This is a genomic window from Methylobacterium sp. WL7 (genome assembly GCF_008040085.1).
GTDB lineage: Bacteria > Pseudomonadota > Alphaproteobacteria > Rhizobiales > Beijerinckiaceae > Methylobacterium > Methylobacterium mesophilicum.
In genome coordinates, this window is the sequence record NZ_VRVG01000029.1 from 1 (window position 1) to 22,149 (window position 22,149).

Sequence of the window (22,149 nt, forward strand, 5' to 3'; positions counted from 1 at the left end):
CGCCCCTCGTCTCCGAGGCACCGTCGCGCATCGCGGTGAATGCCGGCTTAAAGGCTTGCGGTTCCGTGACCGCCCACGGTGTGGTGGAAGCGGCGGGATGTGGCGAAGGTATGGCTCGACGGCGCGCAGGCGTCCGGAGGCGGCGTCCGGCGCGCATGCGGCCGGCCCGGTGTGTTCCCGAAGCCGCAGAAGCGGGCTCGATCAGGGGACCGGAACGGATCCCAGCCGGGTGACGTGGCCCATCTTGCGGCCGGCCCGGGCCTCGCCCTTGCCGTAGAGGTGCAGGTGGGCGCCGGGCTCGGCGAGCAGTGCGGGCCAATCGTCGGCCTGGGCGCCGATCAGGTTGCGCATCTCCACCGGCAACCCGCCCACCCGGGCCGAATCGCCGAGCGGCCAGCCGCACACCGCGCGGACGTGCTGCGCGAATTGCGAGGTCGTCGCCCCCTCGATGGTCCAGTGCCCGGAATTGTGAACCCGCGGCGCGATCTCGTTGACCACCAGCCGCTCGATCCCGTCCTGCCGCACCAGGAACATCTCGACGGCGAGCACGCCGACATAGTCCAGCGCGTCCGCGATCCGCTTGGCGATGTCGAGGGCGGCGCGGGCGGTCTCGGGCGTCAGGCCGGGGGCCGGCACCCGCGTCAGCGCCAGGATGTGGTCGCGGTGCTCGTTCTCGCACAGGTCGAAGGCCGCGAAGCCGCCGTCGCGGCCGCGGGCGGCCACCACCGAGACCTCGCGCTCGAACGGCACGAAGCCCTCCAGGATCAGCGGCGCGCCGCCGAACTCGGCGAACAGCGCGTTGCGGTCGCCCTCGGCGCGCTCGCGCAGGATGCGCTGGCCCTTGCCGTCGTAGCCGAACCGGCGGGTCTTGAGCACCGCCGGCAGGCCGAGCGCCGCGATCGCCCGGTCGAGGTCGTCGGGCGTGTCGACCGCCTGGAACGGCGCGGTCGGGATCCCGAGTCCGTTGATGAACTCTTTTTCCGTCAGGCGGTCCTGTGTGGTGGAAAGCGCCTCCGCGTTCGGGTGCAGGGGCGCGTGCCGGGCCAGGATGTCGGCGGTGGCGCGCGGGATGTTCTCGAACTCGTAGGTCACCGCATCGACGCTCCGCGCGAACGCGGCGAGTGCTTGCGGATCGTCGTAGGCCGCGCAGGTCGTCCGGGCGCAGACGTCGAAGGCGGGGCTGTCCTGGTCGGGCGCGTAGACGTGCACTTTCAGCCCGTAATTGGCCGCCGCGAGCGCGATCATGCGCCCGAGCTGCCCGCCGCCGACGATGCCGAGGGTGGAGCCGGGCTTCAGGGATGTGTCCGTCACGAATGCGTTTCCGTCACCGGCCGCTCGGCCACCGACGCGGTCTGGGCCGCGCGCCACGCTTCGAGCCGCTCCGCCAGGCCCGGATCGCCGAGCGCCAGCACCGCGGCCGCCAGCAGCGCCGCGTTGACCGCCCCGGCCCGGCCGATCGCCAACGTCCCCACGGGGATGCCGGCCGGCATCTGGACGATCGACAGCAGGCTGTCCTGGCCGGACAGGGCCTTCGATTCCACCGGCACGCCGAAGACCGGCAGGCGGGTCATCGCAGCCGCCATGCCGGGCAGGTGCGCGGCCCCGCCGGCGCCCGCGATCACGACCTTGAACCCATCCGCCACCGCGCCCTTGGCGAAGGCCACGAGCCGGTCCGGCGTGCGGTGGGCCGACACGATCCGGGCGTCGTACGGCACGCCGAGCGCGTCGAGCGTCTCGGCGGCGTGCCGCATGGTCGCCCAATCGGACTGACTGCCCATGATGATCGCGACCGGAGGCGACGCCATCGTATGTCCCGGCAAAAGAGGCCGCTTACAGGCGAGGCGGCCCGGCGGCAAGGCGCCGCGCCGATGCGTCCACCGGCTTCGGCGGAACGTCCCGACAGATGGTTTCCGGCTTCCGGGAGAACGCGCCGCGCTTCAACGCGCCCCCTTACCCGGAGCCGGCATCCACTTCGGCGGCGGGCTCTAAGCGATGATATCGGGGGTGAGGGCATCCTCGATATGGTAGATCCGGTCGCGCAGGGTCAGCTTGCGCTTCTTCAGGCGCTGGATCTGGAGCTGATCCCCGGCGACGCTGCGCTCCAGCGCCTCGATGGCGCCGTCGAGGCCCCGGTGTTCCTCGCGCAGCCGATTCAGCTCGGCTTCGAGATCCGCCGGCTGCACGTTTTCGTTCGACTCGTCCGCCATCGTCACCCGCGGGACCGAAGACCGTTCCGTATCGAAGAGCATGCGTTACGCCCCGCCGCGGGACAAGCCGGCCGTGCAAGCATTCGTGAGGCTTGGCCGGAGAAAAGGCTTCGACAGGTGCGGCATCCTGTGCCAGTCTCCATGTGTCGGAACAATGACAGGAGATTCGACTCATGTCGCTGCAGACGCATTTGAGCCAACTCGCCCGGAAGCACGAAGCCCTCGAGCGTGAGATTCACGAGGCGATCCACAGGCCTTCTGCGAACGACCTCCACATTGCCGAACTGAAGCGACGGAAACTTCTTCTCAAAGACGAGATCAAAAGGCTGCAAGCCGGCAACGATACGTTGCACTGAGCGACGCCTGATCCGTTCCCATCCCTGACATCTTGAACACGACATGAGCCGTCGCATCGGGTTGCCCGGTGCGGCGGTTCTTTGCGCGCTTGTTCTACCGCTCACCCGATCGCAGCCCCCGTCGCGGGGCGCCCGCGCCAGGGGACATCGAAGGAGCACTCCAGGGATCGCGCGGCCGGCCGGAGGGCTCCTTCGAGGCCTCCGCTTCGCTTCGGCGCCTCAGGATGCGGGGGCTGGGTGAGAGAAGCCGATTCTCCCGCTGAGCCGGAGTTCAATCCATAAGCGCGTCATCATCCCCCCAAACGACCGCCCGCGCGCGCAAGAAACCAGAATCAGCTAATCTCCCCGGGATGCCGCCGGAGAGCGGCTCCGAGGACACGCCGCGCCCATGACCACCGCCAGCCTGCCGGGCCGCTATCCTGAGATCTACGACGCGGCGCGCCGCGACCCGGAGGCGTTCTGGCGCGAGGCGGCCGGGGCGCTCGACTGGTCGCGCGCGCCCGAGCAGATCTTCGCGCCGGATACCGGGCCCTACGGCCGCTGGTTCCCGGACGGGACGCTCAACGCCTGCCACAACGCGGTGGACCGCCACGCCGACGGGGCGCGGGCCGAGCAGGCGGCGATCCTGTACGATTCGCCCGTCACCGGGACCAAGCGCAGCATCAGCTACCGGGAGTTGCGCGACGCGGTGGCGGCCCTCGCCGCGGTGCTGGCCGAACTCGGCGTCCGCAAGGGCGACCGTGTCGTGCTGTACATGCCGATGGTGCCCGAGGCCCTGTTCGGCATGCTGGCCTGCGCCCGGCTGGGCGCCGTCCACTCGGTGGTGTTCGGCGGCTTCGCGGCCAACGAATTGGCGGTGCGGATCGAGGATGCGGCCCCGAAGGTGGTGCTGGCCGCCTCCTGCGGACTCGAGCCGAACCGCGTGGTCGCCTACAAGCCGCTGCTGGACCTCGCGATCGCCACCTCCCGGCACAAGCCGGAGGCCTGCCTGATCCTGCAGCGTCCCCAATGCGTCGCGAGCCTGGTCGCGGGGCGCGACCACGACTGGGCCGAGACCGTCGCGGCCGCCCGGGCGGCGGGCAAGCACGCCGCCTGCGTGCCGGTGGCCGCCACGGACCCGCTCTACGTCCTCTACACCTCCGGGACGACCGGCAAGCCGAAGGGCGTGGTCCGGGATACCGGCGGCTACCTCGTGGCGCTCGCCTGGTCGATGCCGAACCTCTACGGCGTCCAGCCCGGCGAGACCTATTTCTGCGCCTCCGATATCGGCTGGGTGGTCGGCCATTCCTACATCGTCTACGCGCCGCTGCTGCACGGCTGCACCACGGTGCTGTACGAGGGCAAGCCGGTGGGCACGCCCGATGCCGGGGCGTTCTGGCGGGTGGTCGCCGAGCACGGCGTGGTCTGCCTGTTCACGGCGCCGACGGCCCTGCGCGCCATCAAGAAGGAGGATCCGGCCGGGTCGCTGGTCGGCGACTACGACCTGTCCGCCTTCCGCAGCCTGTTTCTGGCCGGGGAGCGAGCCGACCCGGATTCGGTGGCCTGGGCCGAGCGGGTGCTGGGCCGCCCGGTGATCGACCATTGGTGGCAGACCGAGACCGGCTGGCCGATCGCCGGCAACCCGCTCGGCCTAGGCCTCCTGCCGGTCAAGCACGGCAGCACCTGCGTCCCGATGCCGGGCTACCGGGTCGAGGTCCTGGACGAGGGCGGCAAGCCGGTCCCGCCCGGCACGATGGGCACCATCGCGATCCGCCTGCCCCTGCCGCCCGGCTGCCTGCCGACCCTGTGGGGCTCGGACGCGCGGATGCGGTCGAGCTACCTCGCCACCTTCCCGGGCTATTACGACACCTCGGATGCCGGAGTGATCGACGCCGACGGCTACATCACCGTGCTCGGGCGGACCGACGACATCATCAACGTCGCGGGCCATCGCCTGTCCACCGGCGGCATGGAGGCGGTGCTGGCCGGCCACCCGGATGTCGCCGAATGCGCGGTGATCGGCATCCGCGACGCGCTGAAGGGCGAGGTGCCCTGCGGCTTCGTGGTGCTCAAGGCCCGGGTCGACCGCGCCCCCGAGGACATCGAGCGCGAGCTGGTCGCCAAGGTGCGCGACGAGATCGGGCCGGTGGCGGCGTTCAAGCTAGCGCTCACCGTGCCCCGCCTGCCGAAAACCCGCTCCGGCAAGATCCTGCGCGCCACCATGAAGCGCATCGCCGACCACGAGCCCTGGACGATGCCGGCGACCATCGACGACGCCGCCGCCCTCGACGAGATCGGCGCCAGCCTGAAGGGGCGGGGGATCGGCGCCGGCTGAGCGCGGGGAATATGGGTTCCCGAAGGGCCCGAGGCCCTTCGGCGGGGTTCGGGGCGCGCAGCCCCGATCTCGGGCGAAGCCCGACACCAGGGCTCTGCCCTGGACCCGCAAAAGGTCCCGGACCTTTTGAAACCACGATCGTTTCGAAACGCGCTGCAACCGCCCCTTGCGCGCCCGACTCCGCTCACCATCTCTAGACCATCCAACCGGATGGTCTGGGGAGGGCGAGACGATGGCAGACACCGGACAGGAACTCCGGCCCAAGGTGCCGGACAGCGAGAAGATCACGATCAACCTCGGCTTCGTCGATCTCGGCCGGGTCGACCTGATGGTCCGCGACGGGTTCTACGCCAACCGCGCCGACTTCATCCGCACCGCGGTGCGCAACCAGCTGGACCGGCAGGAGGAGGCGGTGCGCCAATCCGTGGCCCGCCGCCAACTGCGGCTGGGCGTCTCGCACTATTCCCGCGCCGCCCTGGAAGCCGCCCGCGACGCCGGCGTGCCCCTGCATATCCAGGTCCTCGGCCTCGCCACCGTGGCGCTGGACGTCACGCCCGAACTGGCGCGCGCCGCGATCGCCTCCGTGGAGGTGCTGGGCGCGTTCCAGGCCAGCCCCGCGGTCAAGGCCGCCCTGGCCGACCGGATCGCCTGAAGACACCCCGATCGCACCGCCGGGCGCAGCAGCCGGCCGTGTCCGAACCCCACCCGCAAGGAACGGCCCGATGAAGCACTTTCCCAAGATGGACTTCCTGAACTTCGACCTGTCGAAGATGAAGCTCGGCGGCTTCGGAGCCCCCGGCTCGGCCGAGGCCGAGGGCAAGCGCGCGGCCCGGGCCGCCCGGATGACGGCCGCCATGGGCCGGTTCCAGCGCCGGCAGGCCGACGCCTTCGCCCGCTGGGCCGAGGCGCGCGAGCGTCCGGCCGAGCCGACCGGGGGCGCCCCGATCATCGACATGGAGGCGCCGCAGGGCCCCGACGGCGCCTGGACAGCGCCCGAGCCGGGTGCACAGCCGGCCGCCGCGCCGGACCACGCCGCCCCAGCCGCCGCCGACATCGCGTCTGCGGTGATGCGGACCGTGCGCGACGGCCTCGCCCGGAGCGGGCTCCCCACCGGCGGTTTCGCGGAGGGCTTCGCCGGAGCCCCCGTGCAGCCCGGACGGCCCGCCGCCGCGACCGTGCCGGAGGGCGCCCGGTTCGAGGACAGAACCTTCACGGCCGCCGCAGGCAGCCGCCGCTACAAGGTGTTCGTGCCGAGCGGCTACACCGGCCAGGCGCTGCCCGTCCTCCTGATGCTGCACGGCTGCACCCAGAACCCGGACGACTTCGCCGCCGGGACGCGGATGAACCGCCTCGCCGAGGCGCAGACCTTCCTGGTCGCCTATCCGGAGCAGCCCCAGTCGGCGAACATGCAGCGCTGCTGGAACTGGTACGCCGTCGGCGACCAGGCCCGCGACGGCGGCGAGCCGGCCCTGCTCGCCGGCATCGCCCGGGCGGTGGTGGAGGAGTTTTCCGCCGACCCGGACCGGGTCTACGCCGCCGGTCTCTCGGCCGGGGGCGCCGCGGCGGCGATCCTGGCGGCGACCTATCCGGACCTGTTCGCGGCGGTGGGCGTCCATTCGGGCCTGGCCTGCGGCGCGGCCCGGGACGTCCCCTCGGCCTTCGCCGCCATGAAGGGGCAGGGGAGCGCCCCGGGACGCAACCGGCAGGCGGTCCCGACCATCGTGTTCCACGGCGACGTCGACCGCACCGTGCACCCGGCCAACGGCGATCAGGTGGTCGCCCAGGCCATGGCGGCCACGGGCCTCGCCGAGACGGTCGACCGCGGCACGAGCCCGGGGGGCGTGGCCTACACCCGAACCGTCCGCACGGACGCCACCGGCGGGACCCAGCTGGAATACTGGGTCCTGCACGGGGCCGGGCATGCCTGGTCGGGCGGCAGCCCGGACGGCTCGTTCACCGAGCCCCGCGGCCCGGATGCGAGCGCCGAAATGGTCCGGTTCTTCCTCGGCCACGCGCGGAAGGCGGGTGGCCGAGCCTGACCCTCAAGGCGGGCTGCGGTTCAGTCGGCCTCGGCCCCGTCCGGCGCCGCGTCCAGGATGTCGGGCGACGGGGCCGGCCGCGACAGGGCCGGCGCGTCGGCGCCCGGCAGCGTGCCGGTCGTGACCGAGGCGGGCAGGCGCTGCGGGCCCGCCTCGGCGGGGATCAGCGTCGCGCTCGCCGCGACGAAGCCCGCCAGCGCGCGCAGATCCTCGGGCTGGCGCGGGTCGCGCGAGACGAGCGCCGCGTCGCGCTGCAGGCGCAGGTTGCAGGCCTGCGACGGCAGACCGCCTTCGGGCGTGCAGGCATCGTGACGGGCGCAGGCCGCGTCGAGGGCATCGATCGGCGGCAGCGGGGCGTTGTTGCCGGGGCCGCAGTAATTGCCGTGGATCAGGATCTTCGGGCCGCCGAACGCGGCCGGTTGGGCCTCGGCGGGGACGGCCAGGAACGCCGCCAGGGCGAACGGAGCCGCGGCCAGGGCGGCAAGTCGGGTGGAACGGTTCGGGAGCAACATGGCGTGGACCTCGCGCGATCTCGCCCCCTCAGGCGGTTCGCATCGGCGGCATCAGACCGTCATTCAGCCAGAAGTTACCGAACGTGCGGTCGGTTCCCCTGCAGCCGTGTCGAGGCTGCAGGGCGGGTGGGCTGGCGCACATGCCGATGCTGGCCTCGGCCGCACGCCTGCGCCACATAGGTCCGGCGCGTAACGGAGCCGCCCATGACCGCCCGCCTGTTCGAACCGCTCGCCCTCGACGCCCTCACGCTCGACAACCGCATCCTGATCGCGCCGATGTGCCAGTATTCGGCCCGGGACGGCGAGGCCACCGACTGGCACATGATGCATCTCGGCCAGATGGCGATGTCGGGGGCCGGCCTGCTGACCCTGGAGGCCACCGCGGTCTCGCCCGAGGCCCGGATCACCGCCTGGGACCTCGGCCTCTACAACGACGGCTGCGAGCGGGCGCTCGGCCGGGTGCTCGAGGCGGTGCGCGAATACGCCCCGATCCCGATCTGCATCCAGATCGCCCATGCCGGCCGCAAGGCATCGAGCGAGGCGCCCTGGGCCGGCGGCCAGCAGATTCCGCCCGAGCATCCCTATGGCTGGCGCACGGAAGCGCCCTCCGCGGTCCCGCACGGCGAGGTCGAGGTCCCGCCCCACGCCCTCGACGCCGCCGACCTGAAGCGCGTCCGCGACCAGTTCGTGGCCACCGCCAAGCGCGCCGTGCGCCTGGGCATCGAGGCCGTGGAGCTGCACGGCGCCCACGGCTACCTGCTGCACCAGTTCCTGTCGCCGATCGCCAACAAGCGCACCGATGCCTATGGCGGCAGCCTCGAAAACCGGATGCGCTTCCCCCTCGAAGTCTACGACGCCGTGCGCGACGTCGTCCCGGCGGGCAGCCCGGTCTGGCTGCGCGTCTCGGCCACCGACTGGGTCGAGGACGGCTGGGACCTCGACGAGACCGTGGCCCTGGGACAGGCGCTCAAGCGCGCCGGCTCGCCCGCGCTCCACGTCTCGACGGGCGGCGTCTCGCCCAAGCAGGCGATCAAGCTCGGGCCGGGCTACCAGGTGCCCTATGCCGAGCGGATCAAGGCCGAGACCGGGCTGACCACCATCGCGGTCGGCCTCATCACCGAGGCGCAGCAGGCCGAGACGATCCTGGCCGAGGGCAAGGCCGACGCGATCTCGCTGGCCCGGGCCATGCTGTACGACCCCCGCTGGCCCTGGCACTCGGCGGCCGAGCTCGGCGCCAAGGTCCACGCCCCCAAGCAGTACTGGCGCTCGCAGCCGCGGGAATACAAAGATCTATTCAAGGATACGGCGTTCGGCCAGCGGTGAGATTTGCGAGGCCTGCAACGTTTCACAATCCACCGTGTCATTCCGGGCGCCGCAGGCGAGCCCGGAATCCAGAACCGCCGCGCCTTACGAACGGGTCGAAACGCTGCCGCTGACAATGCGGAAGGCATTGCGGCTCTGGATTCCGGGCTCCGCTTCGCGGCCCCGGAATGACAAGGTGGGTTACGCCTACCGCGCCATCGCCCCCACCAGCGGCCCCAGCGGCCGGCTGATGTCCCAGCGGCCGAGATTCGGCGCGTAGAGGCTCGACACCGTGCCGTCGAGGAACAGCGCGTTGCGGCAGCCGAGGTCGTCCCGGAACAGGCGGGCGAAGGCCCCGAAGGTCACCGGGCGCTCGGAGATGGCGAACACAGCCACGCGGCCATCCTCCTGCACCCCGACGCCGTTGCGGATCTTCTGGCTCGGCCCGTCCGCCGAGATCTTGGGGTGGATCTGGCCGTCGATCACCAGCATCGGGCCGGATTGCGTGGCGAAGTCCGGCCGGATCTTCGCCCGGAGGTAGTGGCCGGTGTCGAGCACGCCGGCCTTGTCGCCCTTCACCCAGAACACGCCGTTGGGCTTGAGATGGAAGTTGCCCGGCCCGTCCGCGGTCGAGACGCGCTTCATCTCGCGCCCGTCCTCGACGTAGAGGCCCACCGGCGCCTGCTCCTTGTCGTACATGCCGGCATTCATCGCGAAGCCGAGGCGGCCGCCCTGCTTCTCGGCGAGGGTCCCCAGGGCGCCGTAGGGCCGGCCGTCCTCCTGAAGCCAGAACAGCCGCAGCCGCTGCCGGCGCAGGTCGACGGTGCAGACCGTGAAGCTCTCGCCCTGCGCCTGGACGGCGCGGCACAGATCCGGTGCGGTCGGGGCCGCCACGGCCTCGCGTGCCACGGAGAGCGCCATCGCGAGCGCGATCAACAGAGCGTGAACCGGGCGCGTCGTCATCGGTGGTTCCGTGGGCCCGAAGGCGGGGGGCGAGGGCAGGCGCAGCGCCTTTCGCCTGGGAAAACGGCGATTTTCGTGTCTGGGACCTGACCTTCGCGACTCGGGATGGCGCCGGGCTTGCGCCCCCGGCAGCGGCCGCGCGCCGCGGCCGGCAGCTGAACTGTTTTCAATACTCGAGCGTTTCCAACTCAAGAGGGCGGTGACAATCGACGGAGATACAGGATGAAGGGTGCAGTGCTCGGCTCAGCCCTGCTGGCGGCGGGTGCCCTGGTCGTGATGCCCGCCAGCGCCGACGCGCGCGGCTTCGGCGGAGGCGGCTTCCACGGCGGCGGGTTCCACGGTGGTGGATTCGGCGGCGGGTTCCGGGGCGGCGGGTTCGGCGGCTTCCGCGGCGGCGGCTTCGGCGGGTTCCGGGGTGGCTACGGCGGGTTCCGGGGCGCGGGCTTCCGCGGCGGATACGGCCGGGGCTTCTACGGTCGCGGCTACGGCTATCGCGGCGGCTACGGCTACGGCCTCGGCGGCCTGGGTCTCGGCGTCGGCCTGGGCCTGGCGGCGGGCGGCCTCTATGGGGGCTACGGCGGCTATGGTGGCGGCTACGGCTATCCGGGCTACGGCTACGGCGGCGGCTACGCCCCGGTCGGCTTCGCCGGCGATTACGGCTACGGCGGCGGCTGCTACACGGTCCCGCGGGTGCGCTGGACCCCCTACGGCTACCGCCGGGTTCTGGTCGAGCGCTGCTACTGAGCGACGCCTGAACCGGAACGTCTTGGAAAAGGCCGCCTCCGGGCGGCCTTTTCCTTGCGTGGCACCTCCCCACGGTTGCACAGCTCGGCTATTGGCGCCGATACTGGTACCTGCTGGCGGGAGAGTGTGATGCGGACGGAAGCAGGGCCGGGACATACGGGCGTGGAGGCGGTGGAAATCCGCGATGCCAGCCTGATGGCCTTCTACCGCTCCATGACGTCGACGGAGCGGCACACCTTCTGGGCCTGCGCCGCCGGCTGGTGCCTCGACGGCATGGACTTCATGATCTACCCGCTGGTGATCGGGACGATCATGGCCCTGTGGCACGTGGATTCCGGCACGGCCGGCCTCGCCGCCACGGTGACGCTGCTGGCCTCGGCGCTCGGCGGCTGGCTCGCGGGCTTCATCGCCGACCGGATCGGCCGGGTGCTCACCCTCCAGATCACCATCCTGTGGTTCTCGGTGTTCTCGCTGCTCTGCGCCTTCGTGCAGAACTTCGAGCAGTTGCTCATCGCCCGGGCGATCCTGGGGCTCGGCTTCGGGGGTGAGTGGGCGGCCGGCGCCGTGCTGATCGGCGAGACCATCCGGGCCGAATATCGCGGCCGCGCGGTCGGCTCGGTCCAGTCCGGCTGGGCGATCGGCTGGGGCATGGCGGTGCTGGCCCAGGCCGTGACCTTCTCGCTGCTGCCCCCCGAGGTCGCCTGGCGCTGGATGTTCGCGATCGGCGCGCTGCCGGCCCTGCTGATCTTCTACCTGCGCCGCTACGTCCAGGAGCCGCAGGTCGCCGCCGAGACCCGGGCCCGGGCCATCGCCACCGGCGACCGGCCGAAGATCTGGGAGATCTTCTCCGGGCCGATCCTCAAGACCACCCTGCTCGCCTCGCTGGCGGCGGCGGGCTGCCAGGGCGGCTATTACGCGATCACCACCTGGGTGCCGCGCTTCCTCACCACCGAGCGGGGCCTGTCGGTGGTGTCCTCCACGGGCTACCTCGCGGCGCTGATCATCGGCTCGTTCGCCGGCTATCTCGTGGGCGCCTGGGTGGCGGACCGGCTCGGCCGGCGGCCGCTGTTCTTGATTTTTTCCCTGGGCGCGATCGCCGTGGTGATCGCCTACACGCAGATCCCGCTCTCGAACGGCGTGCTCTGGGTGCTGGGCTTCCCGCTCGGGTTCTTCGCCTCCGGCTACTTCTCCGGGATGGGCGCTTTCCTGACCGAACTCTACCCGACGCGCCTGCGCGGCTCGGGGCAGGGGTTCTGCTACAATTTCGGCCGGGGCGTCGGCGCCCTGTTCCCGGCGCTGGTCGGCTACCTCGCCGAGCGCGCCGGCCTCGCCTCGGCCATCGCGATCTTCGCGGCGATCGCCTACGGGATCTTCTTCCTGGCGGCCTTCGCGCTGCCCGAGACCCGCGGCCGGGTCCTGCACGCGGATACCTGATCATGGCCGAGATCCGAGACTGCCCGGCCACCGATCCGCATCCCGGCGGCCCGACGCGCTACCGGGTGCCGGAGGGCGCGGTCGACACCCATGCCCACGTGATCGGCCTGCCCCCGGCCTATCCCCTGGTGGCCGACCGCAGCTACACGCCCCCGGCCGCCCCGGCGGACCGGTACCTCGCCATGCTCGACGCCACCGGCATGGCCAACGGCGTGCTGGTCCAGGTCAGCGTCCACGGCACCGACAACCGCCTGATGGTGGAGACGCTCCGGGCCAACCGGCAGCGCCTGCGCGGCATCGCGGTGATCCCGCTGGGCCTCCCCGACAGGGAACTCGCCGCCCTGAAGGAGGCCGGGGTCGTGGGCCTGCGCCTCAACGTGCTGTTCGGCGGCGGCATCGGCCTCGATGCGGTGGAGGCCTACGGCGCGCTCGCCCGCGAGATGGGCTGGCACCTCCAGTTCCTGCTCGACGCCCGCGACCTGCCGCCCATCGCCGGGCGCCTATCGCGGCTGCCGGTGCCCCTGGTGTTCGACCATATGGGCCACATGCCGGCCTCGGCCGGGGTGGAGCATCCGGGCTTCCAGGCCCTGCTCGGCCTCGTGCGCGACGGCCACTGGGTGAAGCTGTCGGGCGCCTTCCGGGATTCGGTGGCCGGCCCGCCCTATGCCGACACGATCCCCTTCGCCCGCGCCCTCAACGACGCCGCCCCCGAGCGCTGCCTCTGGGGTTCGGACTGGCCGCACGTCGCCGCCTGGGACGGCCCGCCGCGCCTGTCCGACCTCCTCGACCTGATGGCCGAGTGGGTGCCGGACGCGGAAAGGCGCCGCCGGCTCTTCGTCGACAACCCGCGCCGCCTCTACGGCTTCGGGTAGGGGACCTCAGACCCGCAGGTCGAGGCGCTGGCCCTGGCCGGGAGGCGCCGGCGGCCCGGCTGCGGCGCCGCCCTGGGCGGTCTCCGCCACCAGGCCGGCCACCGCCTTCTCGGCGGCGATCTGCTGGCGCGCCACCGCGGTGCCGATCGCCTGGTTCTGGGACGTCGCCAGCATCTGGCTGGCCGTGGCGGCGAGGGTGCTCATGCGACCGTTCTAGGGCGAGCCCGTGAATCCGGCGTTAGTCGAGTCCGCCGCCTTTGAGTGGAAACCCGTGAAGACCGGGTTTCCAAAGGGCTCAGCCCTTTGGCGGGGTTCGGGGGTGGAGCCCCCGAGCCTCCAGGGCTCAAAAACTCGGCGGCGTGCAGGCGCTGACCACCTCGCACGGGTTGGGCCCGACGCAGCGGAACCGGTGCGGGCGGCGGCTGTCGAAGCTGTAGGCGTCGCCGGGGCCGAGGATGCGCCGCTCCTCGCCGACCGTGACCTCCAGGCGCCCGGACAGCACGATGCCGCCCTCCTCGCCCTCGTGGGAGAGCGGCACGCGGCCGGTATCGGCCCCGGGCTCGTAGCGCTCCTTCAGGAGTTGGAGCTTGCGCCCGAACAGGCTGTCGCCGACCTGCAGGAACGAGATCGCCCCCTTGGTCGCCCTGCGGCCGATCTCGGTCAGCTCGTTCGCGGCGAAGAACGCCTTGCGCTCCGGCTCCGGCTCGAGCGCGAAGAACTCGGCCATGCCGATCGGCACCCCGTCGAGGATGCGCTTGAGGGCGCCCACCGAGGGGTTCACCCGGTTCGCCTCGATCAGCGAGATCGCCGAGTTCGTCACCCCGGCGCGCTTGGCCAGCGCCCGCTGCGACAGACCGTGGCGGGCCCGCACGAAGCGCAGGCGCGCGCCGACATCGATGCTCATCCGTCCCGGCCCCGTTTCAGGTGTTGAGGATCCTGCAACGGTGCCGTCCGCGGCCCCGATTCTGCAAGGGCTTGGCGGCGATCAGAAAAGGACTTGTTGCCCGATCCGCCAGGGTGTCCCCTGGATCGGACGTCGCCCCGGAGAGCCGACCCATGACCGACCATCCCCTGCGCAACACGCCGTCGCTCGACGCCTTCTGGATGCCGTTCACCGCCAACCGCCAGTTCAAGGCGGCACCGCGCATGCTCGTGGCCGCGCAGGGCATGCACTACACGGCCGACGACGGCCGCACGGTGCTGGACGGCACCGCCGGGCTCTGGTGCGTCAATGCCGGGCACGGGCGCCGGGGGATCGCAGCGGCGGTGGAGCGCCAGCTCGCCACGCTCGATTTCGCCCCGACCTTCCAGATGGGCCACCCGATCGCCTTCGAGTTCGCCGAGCGGCTCGCCGAGATCGCCCCGGGCGGCCCGGACAACCGCCTCGACCGGGTGTTCTTCACCAATTCCGGTTCCGAATCGGTCGACACCGCCCTCAAGATCGCGCTCGCCTACCAGCGGGCGATCGGGCAGGGCACCCGCACCCGGCTGATCGGCCGCGAGCGCGGCTATCACGGCGTCGGCTTCGGCGGCCTGTCGGTGGGCGGCATCGTCTCGAACCGCCGGGTCTTCCCGCAGCTCAACGGCACCGACCACCTGCGCCACACCCACGATCCCGCCCGCAACGCCTTCGTGAAAGGCCAGCCCGAGCACGGGGCGGAGCTGGCCGACGACCTGGAGCGGCTGGTGGCGCTCCACGGGGCCGAGACCATCGCGGCCTGCATCGTCGAGCCGGTGGCGGGCTCCACCGGCGTGCTGATCCCGCCGAAGGGCTACCTCGAGCGCCTGCGCGCGCTCTGCACCAAGCACGGCATCCTGCTGATCTTCGACGAGGTCATCTCCGGCTTCGGCCGCCTCGGCGCGCCCTTCGCCACGGACTATTTCGGCGTGGTGCCGGACCTCGTCACCAGCGCCAAGGGCCTGACCAACGGCACGGTGCCGATGGGCGCGGTGTTCGCCAGCCGCCCGGTGCACGACGCGCTGATGAACGGCCCCGACGGGATCGAGCTGTTCCACGGCTACACCTATTCGGGCCACCCGGTGGCCTGCGCGGCCGGCCTCGCCACGCTGGACATCTACCGGGAGGAGGGGCTGCTCACCCGCGCCGCCGACCTGGCGGACGACTGGGCGGCGGCGATGCACGACCTGCGCGGGCGCAAGAACGTCATCGACATCCGCACCATCGGGCTGATCGCCGGCATCGAGCTGGCCCCCCGGCCCGACGCCCCCGGCAAGCGCGCCTACGACCTGTTCGTGGATTGCTTCGCGCGCGGGCTGCTCACCCGGGTCACCGGCGACATCATCGCCCTGTCGCCGCCGCTGATCCTGGAGCGCGGCCAGATCGGCGAGATCGTCGAGGTGCTGGGCGCGGCGATCGACCGGGTGGCGTGAGGGGCGGGGGGCGGCGGACGCGCCTCCCGACACCGATCGATGATGATGCTCTGGCGGCACGATAAACCGCTTTGTCATTCCGGGGCGCCGAAGGCGAACCCGGAATCCAGATCCGCCGACGATGAAAGTGTTTGCGCTGTCGGCGGTTATGGATCCCGGGTTCCGCTTCGCGGCCCCGGGCTGACAAGGAGGATGTTCGAACGGCGGTGCAATGCCCGCATCCTTCAAAGAAGAAATAGCTCTCTGCGCCCGAGTCCTCCACGAGCACGATCGGTCCCATCCTGAAAGCGGCCAGCGACGAGAACGCCTGTCTACCAAGCGCCTCCGCCAATACCCGCGGCGCGGGGGAGGGCGGCGCCGTGCGGCCTTGAAGCCTGTGGGGGGCGGCCGCATGTGCCGCTCAACCGGGATGTGAGCCGGGTCGAGAGGATGTGCATGTCGAACACCGCCCTGATCGTCGGCGCCAGCGGGATCGTCGGGAGCGCCACCGGGGCGCTGCTCGCCGGGGAGGGCTGGCGGGTGGCGGGGCTCGCCCGCAAGCCGGTGGATCTGGCCGGGGTCGAGCCGGTGGTGGCCGACCTGCAGGACCCGGACTCCCTCGACAGGGCGCTCGCCGGCCTCGCGCCGAGCCACGTGTTCCTGGCGACCTGGCAGCGGCGCCCGACCGAGGCCGAGATGATCCGGGTCAACCGGGCGATGATCGAGAACCTGCTCGACGCCCTGCGGCCGCAGAGGAGCGTCCGCCACGTCGCCCTGGTGACCGGTCTGAAGCACTATCTCGGCCCGTTCGAAGCCTACGGCAAAGGCACCCTGCCGCAGACGCCGTTCCGCGAGGACCAGGGCCGGCTCGACATCGAGAATTTTTACTATGCCCAGGAGGACGCGGTGTTCGATGCCAGCGCCCGGGACGGCTTCACCTGGAGCGTGCACCGCCCGCATACGATCATCGGCAAGGCGGTGGGCAACGCCATGAACATGGGCACGACGCTGGCCTGCTACGCCACCCTGTGCCGCGAGTTGAAGCGCCCGTTCACCTTCCCGGGCTCGGCCGCCCAGTGGAACGGGCTCACCGACATGACCGACGCCAGGCTGCTCGCCCGCCAGCTGCTCTGGGCCTCCACCGAGCCCAAGGCCGCCAACGAGGCGTTCAACGTGGTCGACGGCGACGTCTTCCGCTGGAGCTGGATGTGGGGCCGGATCGCCGACTGGTTCGGGATCGAGGCGGTGCCGTTCGACGGCACGGTCCGGCCGCTGGAGGACAGGATGGCGCAGGACGGGCCGGCCTGGGCCGAGATCGCCAAACGCCATGACCTAGCCGAGCCGGACCTCGAAAAACTGGCCTCGCCCTGGCACACCGATGCCGATCTCGGCCGGCCGATCGAGGTCGTCACCGACATGAGCAAGAGCCGGCGGCTGGGTTTTACGGCGTATCAGCCCACCGACGACGCGTTCTACGACCTGTTCACCCGGCTCCGGGCGGATCGGCTGATTCCCTAAGGGGATATAGTGGGCTCATCCATCGCTGGATGGGGCGTGGGTCCCCTCTCCCGTTCGGGAGAGGGACAGGGTGAGGGGTGCGACCTGCCCGGAAAAACCTGGTCCCTCACCCCAACCCTCTCCCGCACGGGAGGGGGGGCACGTTGCGACCGACATAAGTCGTCGCGCGACGATCGGAACTCGGTCGGAAAGAGGGCTCTGTCCTTCCTCCCAAAATCAACCCGACCCATCAGCCCGCCCGCCGTTCCGTCCCGCACCACTCGGCCACGAACAACGCCATCGCGGTGGTGCAGCGCTGCACCGAGGCGAGGCTCACGCGCTCGTCGAAGCCGTGGACGTTCTGGGCGATGGGCCCGTAACACAGGGCCGGCACCCGGTCGTAGAGGGCGTAGACCCGCGTATCCAGGTAGCTCGGCGACATGAAGCTCTGCAGCTTCGCGCCCATCGCCCGCTCGTGCGCCCGGCCGAGCACGGCCTCCGCCTCGGAGCCCTCCTCCAGCACGTAGCCCTCGGCGTAAAAGCCGTTGAAGGCCACGCGCGGTGGATTGTTGCCCAGGAACGGGTCTGTGCGGGCGAAGTCCGAGACCGCGGCCTCGATCTCGGCGGCGGCCCGGGCCGCCGGGACGCCCGGATAGAGCGCGACGCGGCAGTCGATCCGGCACCAGGCCGGCACCGAGGAGGCCCAGTCGCCGCCCTCGATCTTGCCGATATTGAGGTTGATCGGGTGGTCCTCGGCTTCGAAGTGGCGGTGCGCATCCTTCTCGGCGTTCCAGCGCGCCTCGAGCTCCCGCAAGGCGGCGACGACCCGATAGGTCGCGTCGATGGCGTTGGCGCCGGCGCCCATCTCGCGCACGTGGACGGGCACGCCCCGGACCTCGACGGTGAACCACAGCACGCCGGTGTTGGCGCGCACCAGCTTTTCGTCCTCGGGCTCCGGGATCAGCACGGCGTCGGCCCGGTAGCCCCGCAGATGGGTCGCGAGCGCGCCGTTGCCGGTGGATTCCTCCTCGACCACCGACTGGATCGTCACCGCGGCGGCGGGCTGGAGGCCGAGGCGGGCCAGCGCGTCGAGGGCGAACAGGTTGGCGGCGTGCCCGGCCTTCATGTCGCCGCCGCCGCGGCCGTAGAGCCAGTCGCCCTCGATCACCGGATCGAAGGGCGGATGGGTCCACAGGTCGAGGGGCCCGACCGGTACCACGTCGACATGGGCCTGCAGGATCAGCGAGCGCCCGGTCTCGGTCTGCGGGCGGTGGTGGCAGACCACGATCGGGGCGTCCGAGTGGCGCGCGTCGATCTTCGAGCCGCCCGGATGGGCCGCGATGGCGGCGCGGTCCATGGCGAAGCGCTCGGTGGCGTAGCCCCGAGCCCGGAACGCCCCGAACACGTAATCCTGGCAGGCATGCTCCGCGCCCCGCAGCGAGGCGAACCGGACCAGCGCCTGCGTGTGCGCGACCTGGTCGGCGAAGCCTTCGGCCACGGAGGCTTCGATCTCGGCGGCGAGGGCGGGGTCGAGGGCCATGAGATCTCCGGATCTAGGATGGATAGGTGGCGCCCGGCGGCGGGTTTGTGTCAACGGGCGCAACTTCCGTGGGGGGCATCTTCCGTGCCGAAGCCGGGCCGCCCCGTCCTGGGAAGGGGCCGAGGGCCAAGCCAAGTTCCGCGTGCGCGCTGCAAGGGATTGGTTCGCGCCCCCCGCGATGACGGCGAAGGCGGCCGGATCGCCCCGAAAAGCCACAGCCCCGAAAAACCCCTGCCGGATGCGGCGCGCGACGGCATCGCCGCTACCCGGAGGCGGGCAGGACTCAGCTGTGGCAGCGCCTGCGCAGTCGAACCCCGGGGCGGCGGGATTCCGCCCAGGAACCTTGGCGTTGCCAAGGGCTTAGCCTATCTCGAAGCGGTCTTTTCCCCCTCCATCGAGGTCGTTCATGCGTATCGGTCTGGTCTCGGTCCTGTCCGGCTTGCTCCTGTGGGGCACGGCGTCCCCGGCGGCCCGGGCGGATGTGCTCATCACCGTCGACAAATCCGCCCAGCGCATGGAGGTCTCGGTCGATGGGCAGCCGCGCTACACCTGGCCGGTCTCCACCGGGGTCGAGGCCTACGACACGCCCTCCGGCTCCTACCGGCCGTTCCGGATGGAGCGCAGCCACTTCTCGAAGGAGTGGGACGATGCGCCCATGCCGTTCGCGATGTTCTTCACGAACCAGGGCCACGCGATCCACGGCACCAACCACGTCCGCAGCCTCGGCCGCGCGGCCTCGCATGGATGCGTGCGCCTGTCGGTGCGCAACGCCGCGACCCTGTTCAACCTCGTGAAGGCCCAGGGGGCGGGCCCTCTCCGCCCGCCGCGTCGTCTGGGCGCGGAAACCGCCCTCCGTCAGGCCCGCCCATTGCCCCGGCGGGTCTCGCGGCTTAGCTCCTGCGCGGCCCCAGAGCCTGCGCGGCGCCCGCCGCGATCGATATGGATGGAGACCCCCCGATGCCCTTCGCTTTCAGCCGGCCCCTGCCGCTCGCCGCCTTGGCGCTGGCCGCTTCCACCGTCGCGGGCCATGCCCTGGAGGTGACGCGCTCGGCCGACATCGCCGCGCCGCCGGCCAAGGTCTGGCAGACGATCGGCGAGTTCTGCGGCATCGGCGACTGGCACCCCGCCATCGAGAAGTGCGTCCTGTCCGACAAGGACGGCCTGAAGGTCCGCACGCTGAGTCTGAAGGGCGGCGGCACCCTCAAGGAGGAGCAGGTCTCCCGCGACGACAAGGTGATGAGCTACACCTACACGATCCTGGAGGGCCCGCTGCCGGTGGCCGACTACAAGTCGACGCTGGCCGTGGCCCCCGAGGGCACGGGCTCCAAGGTGACCTGGAGCGGCACCTTCAACGCCAAGGGCGCCCCCGACACGGTGGCGGTCGACGCCATCCAGGGCATCTACGAATCCGGCCTGAAGGCGCTGTCTGACAAGGCCAAGTAGGACGCTCAATCGCCCGCGCCGGTGCAGGGCTCGACGCGCCCCCTCTCCCGTGCGGGAGAGGGTTGGGGTGAGGGATGCGCCCTTTCCGGAAGACCCGGACCCCTCACCCTGTCCCTCTCCCGCACGGGAGAGGGGACCCGCGCCCTCCGGGGAGAGGGCGGGCGCGTCTCAGGTCTCGACCGGGCCCCTCATCGGGCCACAGATGATTCTGAACGCAATCTGTGATCATCGCAGCGCGCAGGCATGCCGCCGGGGCGATTGACCCACTGCCAAGCTCGGCCCAAAACCCGGGCGGCGCAGCCCGTGCGCCGCAACAGGATGATCGCCGTGCCCGCGTCACGTCTTCCGATGCGCCTCAGCCTCGTGGTTCTCGCCGCCGCCACGCTGGGCGCCTGCCAGCAGCGCGCCGCCGCGCCCAAGGTCTCCGAGCCCTCGCCCATCGTTCCGGCGCCGTTGTCCCTGCCCACCGGCAGCGGCTGCGGTCCCGAGATCGCGCGCACCAAGGCCATCGTGGACAGCGACGTGGCCACCGGCAACCTCAACAAGCCGGTGGGTGACACCTTCAACGCCGACCTCAGCCAGGCCGCCGCGGCCTGCGCCGCCGGCAAGTCCGGCGAGGCGCTCCACCTGCTGGCCGCCGCCAAGAGCCGGTACGGGTATCGCTGAAACTTAGCAGGGCTCCACCCTGCACCCGCACACGATCCCGGACCTTGTGGATCCGGGACTTAGACGATGAACAGCAGGTTCAAGCCCGCACGGCGGAATCCGTCCTCGGCGATCTTCAGGTCGAGGCCGTAGGACGCGATGTCGTCCGCCACCGGGTCGAGGGTCGGCGCCCGGTGCTGGTGCAGGTGCTTGATGTAGCTGTGGCAGGTCGTGCAGGTCTCGACCTGGACGTCCTTCGACACCTCGTCGAGCCCGTAATAGCTGATGCCCTCGCCGGAGCCGCAGGCGGTGCAGCGGATCCGGACGTGGTTCCACAGGGTGCCGCAGACCGAGCAGCTCAGGTAGCGGGCCTTGTCGGCCGGGGTCCAGCCGACCACCACGCTCGCCACCGGCGCGCCGCCGCAGCACGGGCAGACGCCGTCGGCCACGGGTTTCAGGGCCGACGCGTCGAGGCGCGCCGCATCCTGCGCGAACCGGACCTGCAGGGCCGCCGCAACGAACACGCATTCGGCGATCCGCTCCACCGGCAGCGCGCCTTCCACCACTTGCACGGCGAGATCCAGCCGGTCCGCCGGGGAGGCCGCGAGCAGGCTCGCGCGGGCGGCCTGGGACGCCTCCGGGGATACCGACAGGTCGAGCTGGTCCAGCAGGGCGGTGAGGCAGCCGTCGAAGCCGGCATCGGCCTCGAGCCGCTGGCGCGACAGGGGCGGCATGCCGTGCTCGGCCCGCAGGGCCGTGTCGGCCGCGGCCGGGGCCTCGGCGGGCGGGAACGCCGCCTGCACGGACGCCTGCGCCCGGGCCACCTCGGCGACGAACCGGAGATAGGCCTCCATCGGATGTCCCGGTGCCGCCGCAATCAGGCGCGCGGCCCGGTCGGCGAACAGCGTCCCGGGATCGGGCAGCCGCACGAACGGGACCGAGCCCGAGATCCCGATCTTGTCGGGATCGGGCTTCAGCTCACTGAAATCCCGCCGTCGGGGTTTCGGCTCGGACCCGGCGGGCTTCGTCTCGGCCGGAGCCGCGGGCTTGCGCCTGAAGAAGTTGGCCACGCCTCAGGATCCGCGCTTGTCCACCGAGCCCCGGCGCACCTTGGAGCCGGCGATCTGCCGGAACCACTTGCGGTGATGCCGGTAGGCCCAGCCGCCCGTCACCGTGCCGCGCACCATCGCCCGGCCGGTGCCGCGCACCCAGATGCCGGCGTAGATATGGACCACGATGATCGCGATGGCGATCACGGCCGCGAGCGAGTGGGCGAGCAGCGCCCAGCGCTGGGTCTCGATGGTGGTCAACCCGCCGAAGTAGGTGTTCCAGATCATCAGGCCGGTGACGAACATCACGCCGATCAGCGCGGTCTGGCCCCAGAACACGCCCTTCTGGCCGGCATTGTACTTGCCGAGCTCGGGCAGGCGGTCCTCCCGGTTGGTGACCACGTCGCCGATCTTCATCGACCACGCGACATCGTCCTTGTTGGGGATGTTGAGCTTCCAGAAGCGCACGAACAGGAAGAAGAAGCTCACCGCCAGGGCGACGCCGAACCACGGATGGATCGCGCGCGTCGCCTGCCCGCCGCCGAACAGGCCGGTCAGCGAGAACAGGTAAGGCGTGAACATCGCCAGCCCCGAGAGGGCCAGCAGCGTGAACAGGATCGCGGTGATCCAGTGGTTCACGCGCTGAACCCCGGTGTAGCGGGGGACGTACATCACCTCCGGCGCCTCGGACTTGGCGTGATGCAGCGGGCGGGAATCCCCGTCCCGGATATCGTTCTGGCTCGTCATCGGCCTTCTCGCGCCTGACGTGGCGCCGGCCCCGCGCCGCAGCGGCGGCGAGGGCTGGCTTTGAATTCGGTATCGCTTGGCCGGCACGCCGGCCTAGCGAATGCACATAGGGCCG

Annotated in this window: 23 protein-coding genes; 13 read left to right on the forward strand and 10 right to left on the reverse strand. The window is 71.3% G+C overall.

The window, feature by feature from the left end:
• Nucleotides 1-201: 201 nt before the first annotated feature.
• The 3 genes from FV233_RS10320 to FV233_RS10330 form a co-directional block, all read right to left on the reverse strand.
• Nucleotides 202-1,311, reverse strand: a complete 1,110-nt coding sequence (locus FV233_RS10320) for a 5-(carboxyamino)imidazole ribonucleotide synthase (protein WP_147897414.1) — start codon at nucleotides 1,309-1,311, stop codon at nucleotides 202-204.
• Nucleotides 1,308-1,805 carry a 5-(carboxyamino)imidazole ribonucleotide mutase gene (purE, locus tag FV233_RS10325; protein ID WP_147897415.1) on the reverse strand — a complete coding sequence of 166 codons (498 nt, stop codon included), beginning with the start codon at nucleotides 1,803-1,805 and terminating at the stop codon, nucleotides 1,308-1,310. Before purE ends, FV233_RS10320 begins: the two co-directional genes overlap by 4 nt.
• 180 nt (nucleotides 1,806-1,985) lie before the next feature.
• A complete protein-coding gene (locus FV233_RS10330; protein ID WP_147857634.1) occupies nucleotides 1,986-2,249 on the reverse strand; it encodes a DUF465 domain-containing protein in 264 nt (87 codons plus the stop codon).
• A gap of 131 nt (nucleotides 2,250-2,380) precedes the next feature.
• Here FV233_RS10330 and FV233_RS10335 point away from each other — a divergent pair, with 131 nt between their 5' ends.
• The 4 genes from FV233_RS10335 (at nucleotide 2,381) to FV233_RS10350 (ending at nucleotide 6,916) form a co-directional block, all read left to right on the forward strand.
• Nucleotides 2,381-2,563, forward strand: a complete 183-nt coding sequence (locus FV233_RS10335; protein ID WP_058190671.1) for a DUF465 domain-containing protein — start codon at nucleotides 2,381-2,383, stop codon at nucleotides 2,561-2,563.
• 388 nt (nucleotides 2,564-2,951) lie between these two features.
• Entirely contained in the window at nucleotides 2,952-4,877 is a 1,926-nt protein-coding gene (locus FV233_RS10340) for a propionyl-CoA synthetase (RefSeq protein WP_147897416.1), read from the forward strand.
• Nucleotides 4,878-5,109: 232 nt separating this feature from the next.
• Nucleotides 5,110-5,529 (forward strand): CopG family transcriptional regulator, encoded by a 420-nt coding sequence (locus tag FV233_RS10345; protein ID WP_147857444.1) that lies wholly within the window; start codon nucleotides 5,110-5,112, stop codon nucleotides 5,527-5,529.
• A gap of 70 nt (nucleotides 5,530-5,599) precedes the next feature.
• Nucleotides 5,600-6,916, forward strand: coding sequence for a PHB depolymerase family esterase (locus tag FV233_RS10350; RefSeq protein WP_238259628.1), 1,317 nt, complete (start codon nucleotides 5,600-5,602; stop codon nucleotides 6,914-6,916).
• Between the two features lie 20 nt (nucleotides 6,917-6,936).
• On the opposite strand, the gene FV233_RS10355 is transcribed toward FV233_RS10350, so the two are convergent.
• A complete protein-coding gene (locus FV233_RS10355) occupies nucleotides 6,937-7,428 on the reverse strand; it encodes a hypothetical protein (protein WP_147897417.1) in 492 nt (163 codons plus the stop codon).
• Between the two features lie 204 nt (nucleotides 7,429-7,632).
• Between FV233_RS10355 and FV233_RS10360 the strand changes: the two genes are divergently transcribed.
• The gene (locus tag FV233_RS10360) at nucleotides 7,633-8,751 is read left to right on the forward strand and encodes an NADH:flavin oxidoreductase/NADH oxidase (protein WP_147897418.1); all 1,119 of its coding nucleotides are present in this window, start codon (nucleotides 7,633-7,635) and stop codon (nucleotides 8,749-8,751) included.
• A 186-nt stretch (nucleotides 8,752-8,937) separates the two neighbouring features.
• On the opposite strand, the gene FV233_RS10365 is transcribed toward FV233_RS10360, so the two are convergent.
• Nucleotides 8,938-9,651, reverse strand: coding sequence for a phosphodiester glycosidase family protein (locus FV233_RS10365; RefSeq protein WP_246689955.1), 714 nt, complete (start codon nucleotides 9,649-9,651; stop codon nucleotides 8,938-8,940).
• A gap of 264 nt (nucleotides 9,652-9,915) precedes the next feature.
• Here FV233_RS10365 and FV233_RS10370 point away from each other — a divergent pair, with 264 nt between their 5' ends.
• From FV233_RS10370 to FV233_RS10380, 3 genes are all read left to right on the forward strand, one after another.
• Complete coding sequence (locus FV233_RS10370) at nucleotides 9,916-10,437, forward strand: hypothetical protein (RefSeq protein WP_147897420.1); 522 nt, start codon at nucleotides 9,916-9,918, stop codon at nucleotides 10,435-10,437.
• A gap of 129 nt (nucleotides 10,438-10,566) precedes the next feature.
• Nucleotides 10,567-11,871 (forward strand): MFS transporter, encoded by a 1,305-nt coding sequence (locus tag FV233_RS10375; RefSeq protein WP_147897421.1) that lies wholly within the window; start codon nucleotides 10,567-10,569, stop codon nucleotides 11,869-11,871.
• A gap of 2 nt (nucleotides 11,872-11,873) precedes the next feature.
• Nucleotides 11,874-12,743, forward strand: a complete 870-nt coding sequence (locus FV233_RS10380; protein ID WP_147897422.1) for an amidohydrolase family protein — start codon at nucleotides 11,874-11,876, stop codon at nucleotides 12,741-12,743.
• 6 nt (nucleotides 12,744-12,749) lie between these two features.
• Here the strand turns inward: FV233_RS10380 and FV233_RS10385 are convergent, their stop codons facing one another.
• Entirely contained in the window at nucleotides 12,750-12,947 is a 198-nt protein-coding gene (locus FV233_RS10385; protein WP_147897423.1) for a hypothetical protein, read from the reverse strand.
• Between the two features lie 139 nt (nucleotides 12,948-13,086).
• Nucleotides 13,087-13,647 (reverse strand): cupin domain-containing protein, encoded by a 561-nt coding sequence (locus tag FV233_RS10390; RefSeq protein ID WP_147855045.1) that lies wholly within the window; start codon nucleotides 13,645-13,647, stop codon nucleotides 13,087-13,089.
• Nucleotides 13,648-13,799: 152 nt separating this feature from the next.
• On the opposite strand from FV233_RS10390, the gene FV233_RS10395 reads away from it, so the two are divergent.
• Together FV233_RS10395 and FV233_RS10400 are read left to right on the forward strand one after the other, a co-directional pair.
• The gene (locus FV233_RS10395; protein ID WP_147897424.1) at nucleotides 13,800-15,134 is read left to right on the forward strand and encodes an aspartate aminotransferase family protein; all 1,335 of its coding nucleotides are present in this window, start codon (nucleotides 13,800-13,802) and stop codon (nucleotides 15,132-15,134) included.
• Nucleotides 15,135-15,569: 435 nt separating this feature from the next.
• Complete coding sequence (locus FV233_RS10400) at nucleotides 15,570-16,631, forward strand: SDR family oxidoreductase (RefSeq protein WP_147897425.1); 1,062 nt, start codon at nucleotides 15,570-15,572, stop codon at nucleotides 16,629-16,631.
• Between the two features lie 229 nt (nucleotides 16,632-16,860).
• Here the strand turns inward: FV233_RS10400 and FV233_RS10405 are convergent, their stop codons facing one another.
• Entirely contained in the window at nucleotides 16,861-18,150 is a 1,290-nt protein-coding gene (locus tag FV233_RS10405) for an ArgE/DapE family deacylase (protein WP_147897426.1), read from the reverse strand.
• 406 nt (nucleotides 18,151-18,556) lie between these two features.
• Here FV233_RS10405 and FV233_RS31115 point away from each other — a divergent pair, with 406 nt between their 5' ends.
• From FV233_RS31115 to FV233_RS10420, 3 genes are all read left to right on the forward strand, one after another.
• The gene (locus tag FV233_RS31115) at nucleotides 18,557-19,192 is read left to right on the forward strand and encodes a L,D-transpeptidase (RefSeq protein WP_246689953.1); all 636 of its coding nucleotides are present in this window, start codon (nucleotides 18,557-18,559) and stop codon (nucleotides 19,190-19,192) included.
• A complete protein-coding gene (locus tag FV233_RS10415; RefSeq protein WP_147857467.1) occupies nucleotides 19,108-19,593 on the forward strand; it encodes an SRPBCC family protein in 486 nt (161 codons plus the stop codon). The genes FV233_RS31115 and FV233_RS10415 overlap by 85 nt, the downstream gene beginning before the upstream one ends.
• A gap of 318 nt (nucleotides 19,594-19,911) precedes the next feature.
• Nucleotides 19,912-20,259, forward strand: coding sequence for a hypothetical protein (locus FV233_RS10420; RefSeq protein WP_147857468.1), 348 nt, complete (start codon nucleotides 19,912-19,914; stop codon nucleotides 20,257-20,259).
• A 59-nt stretch (nucleotides 20,260-20,318) separates the two neighbouring features.
• Here the strand turns inward: FV233_RS10420 and fdhE are convergent, their stop codons facing one another.
• Both fdhE and FV233_RS10430 read right to left on the reverse strand, forming a co-directional pair.
• Entirely contained in the window at nucleotides 20,319-21,308 is a 990-nt protein-coding gene (gene fdhE, locus FV233_RS10425; RefSeq protein WP_147897427.1) for a formate dehydrogenase accessory protein FdhE, read from the reverse strand.
• A 3-nt stretch (nucleotides 21,309-21,311) separates the two neighbouring features.
• The gene (locus tag FV233_RS10430) at nucleotides 21,312-22,034 is read right to left on the reverse strand and encodes a formate dehydrogenase subunit gamma (protein ID WP_147897428.1); all 723 of its coding nucleotides are present in this window, start codon (nucleotides 22,032-22,034) and stop codon (nucleotides 21,312-21,314) included.
• Between the last annotated feature and the right edge of the window lie 115 nt (nucleotides 22,035-22,149).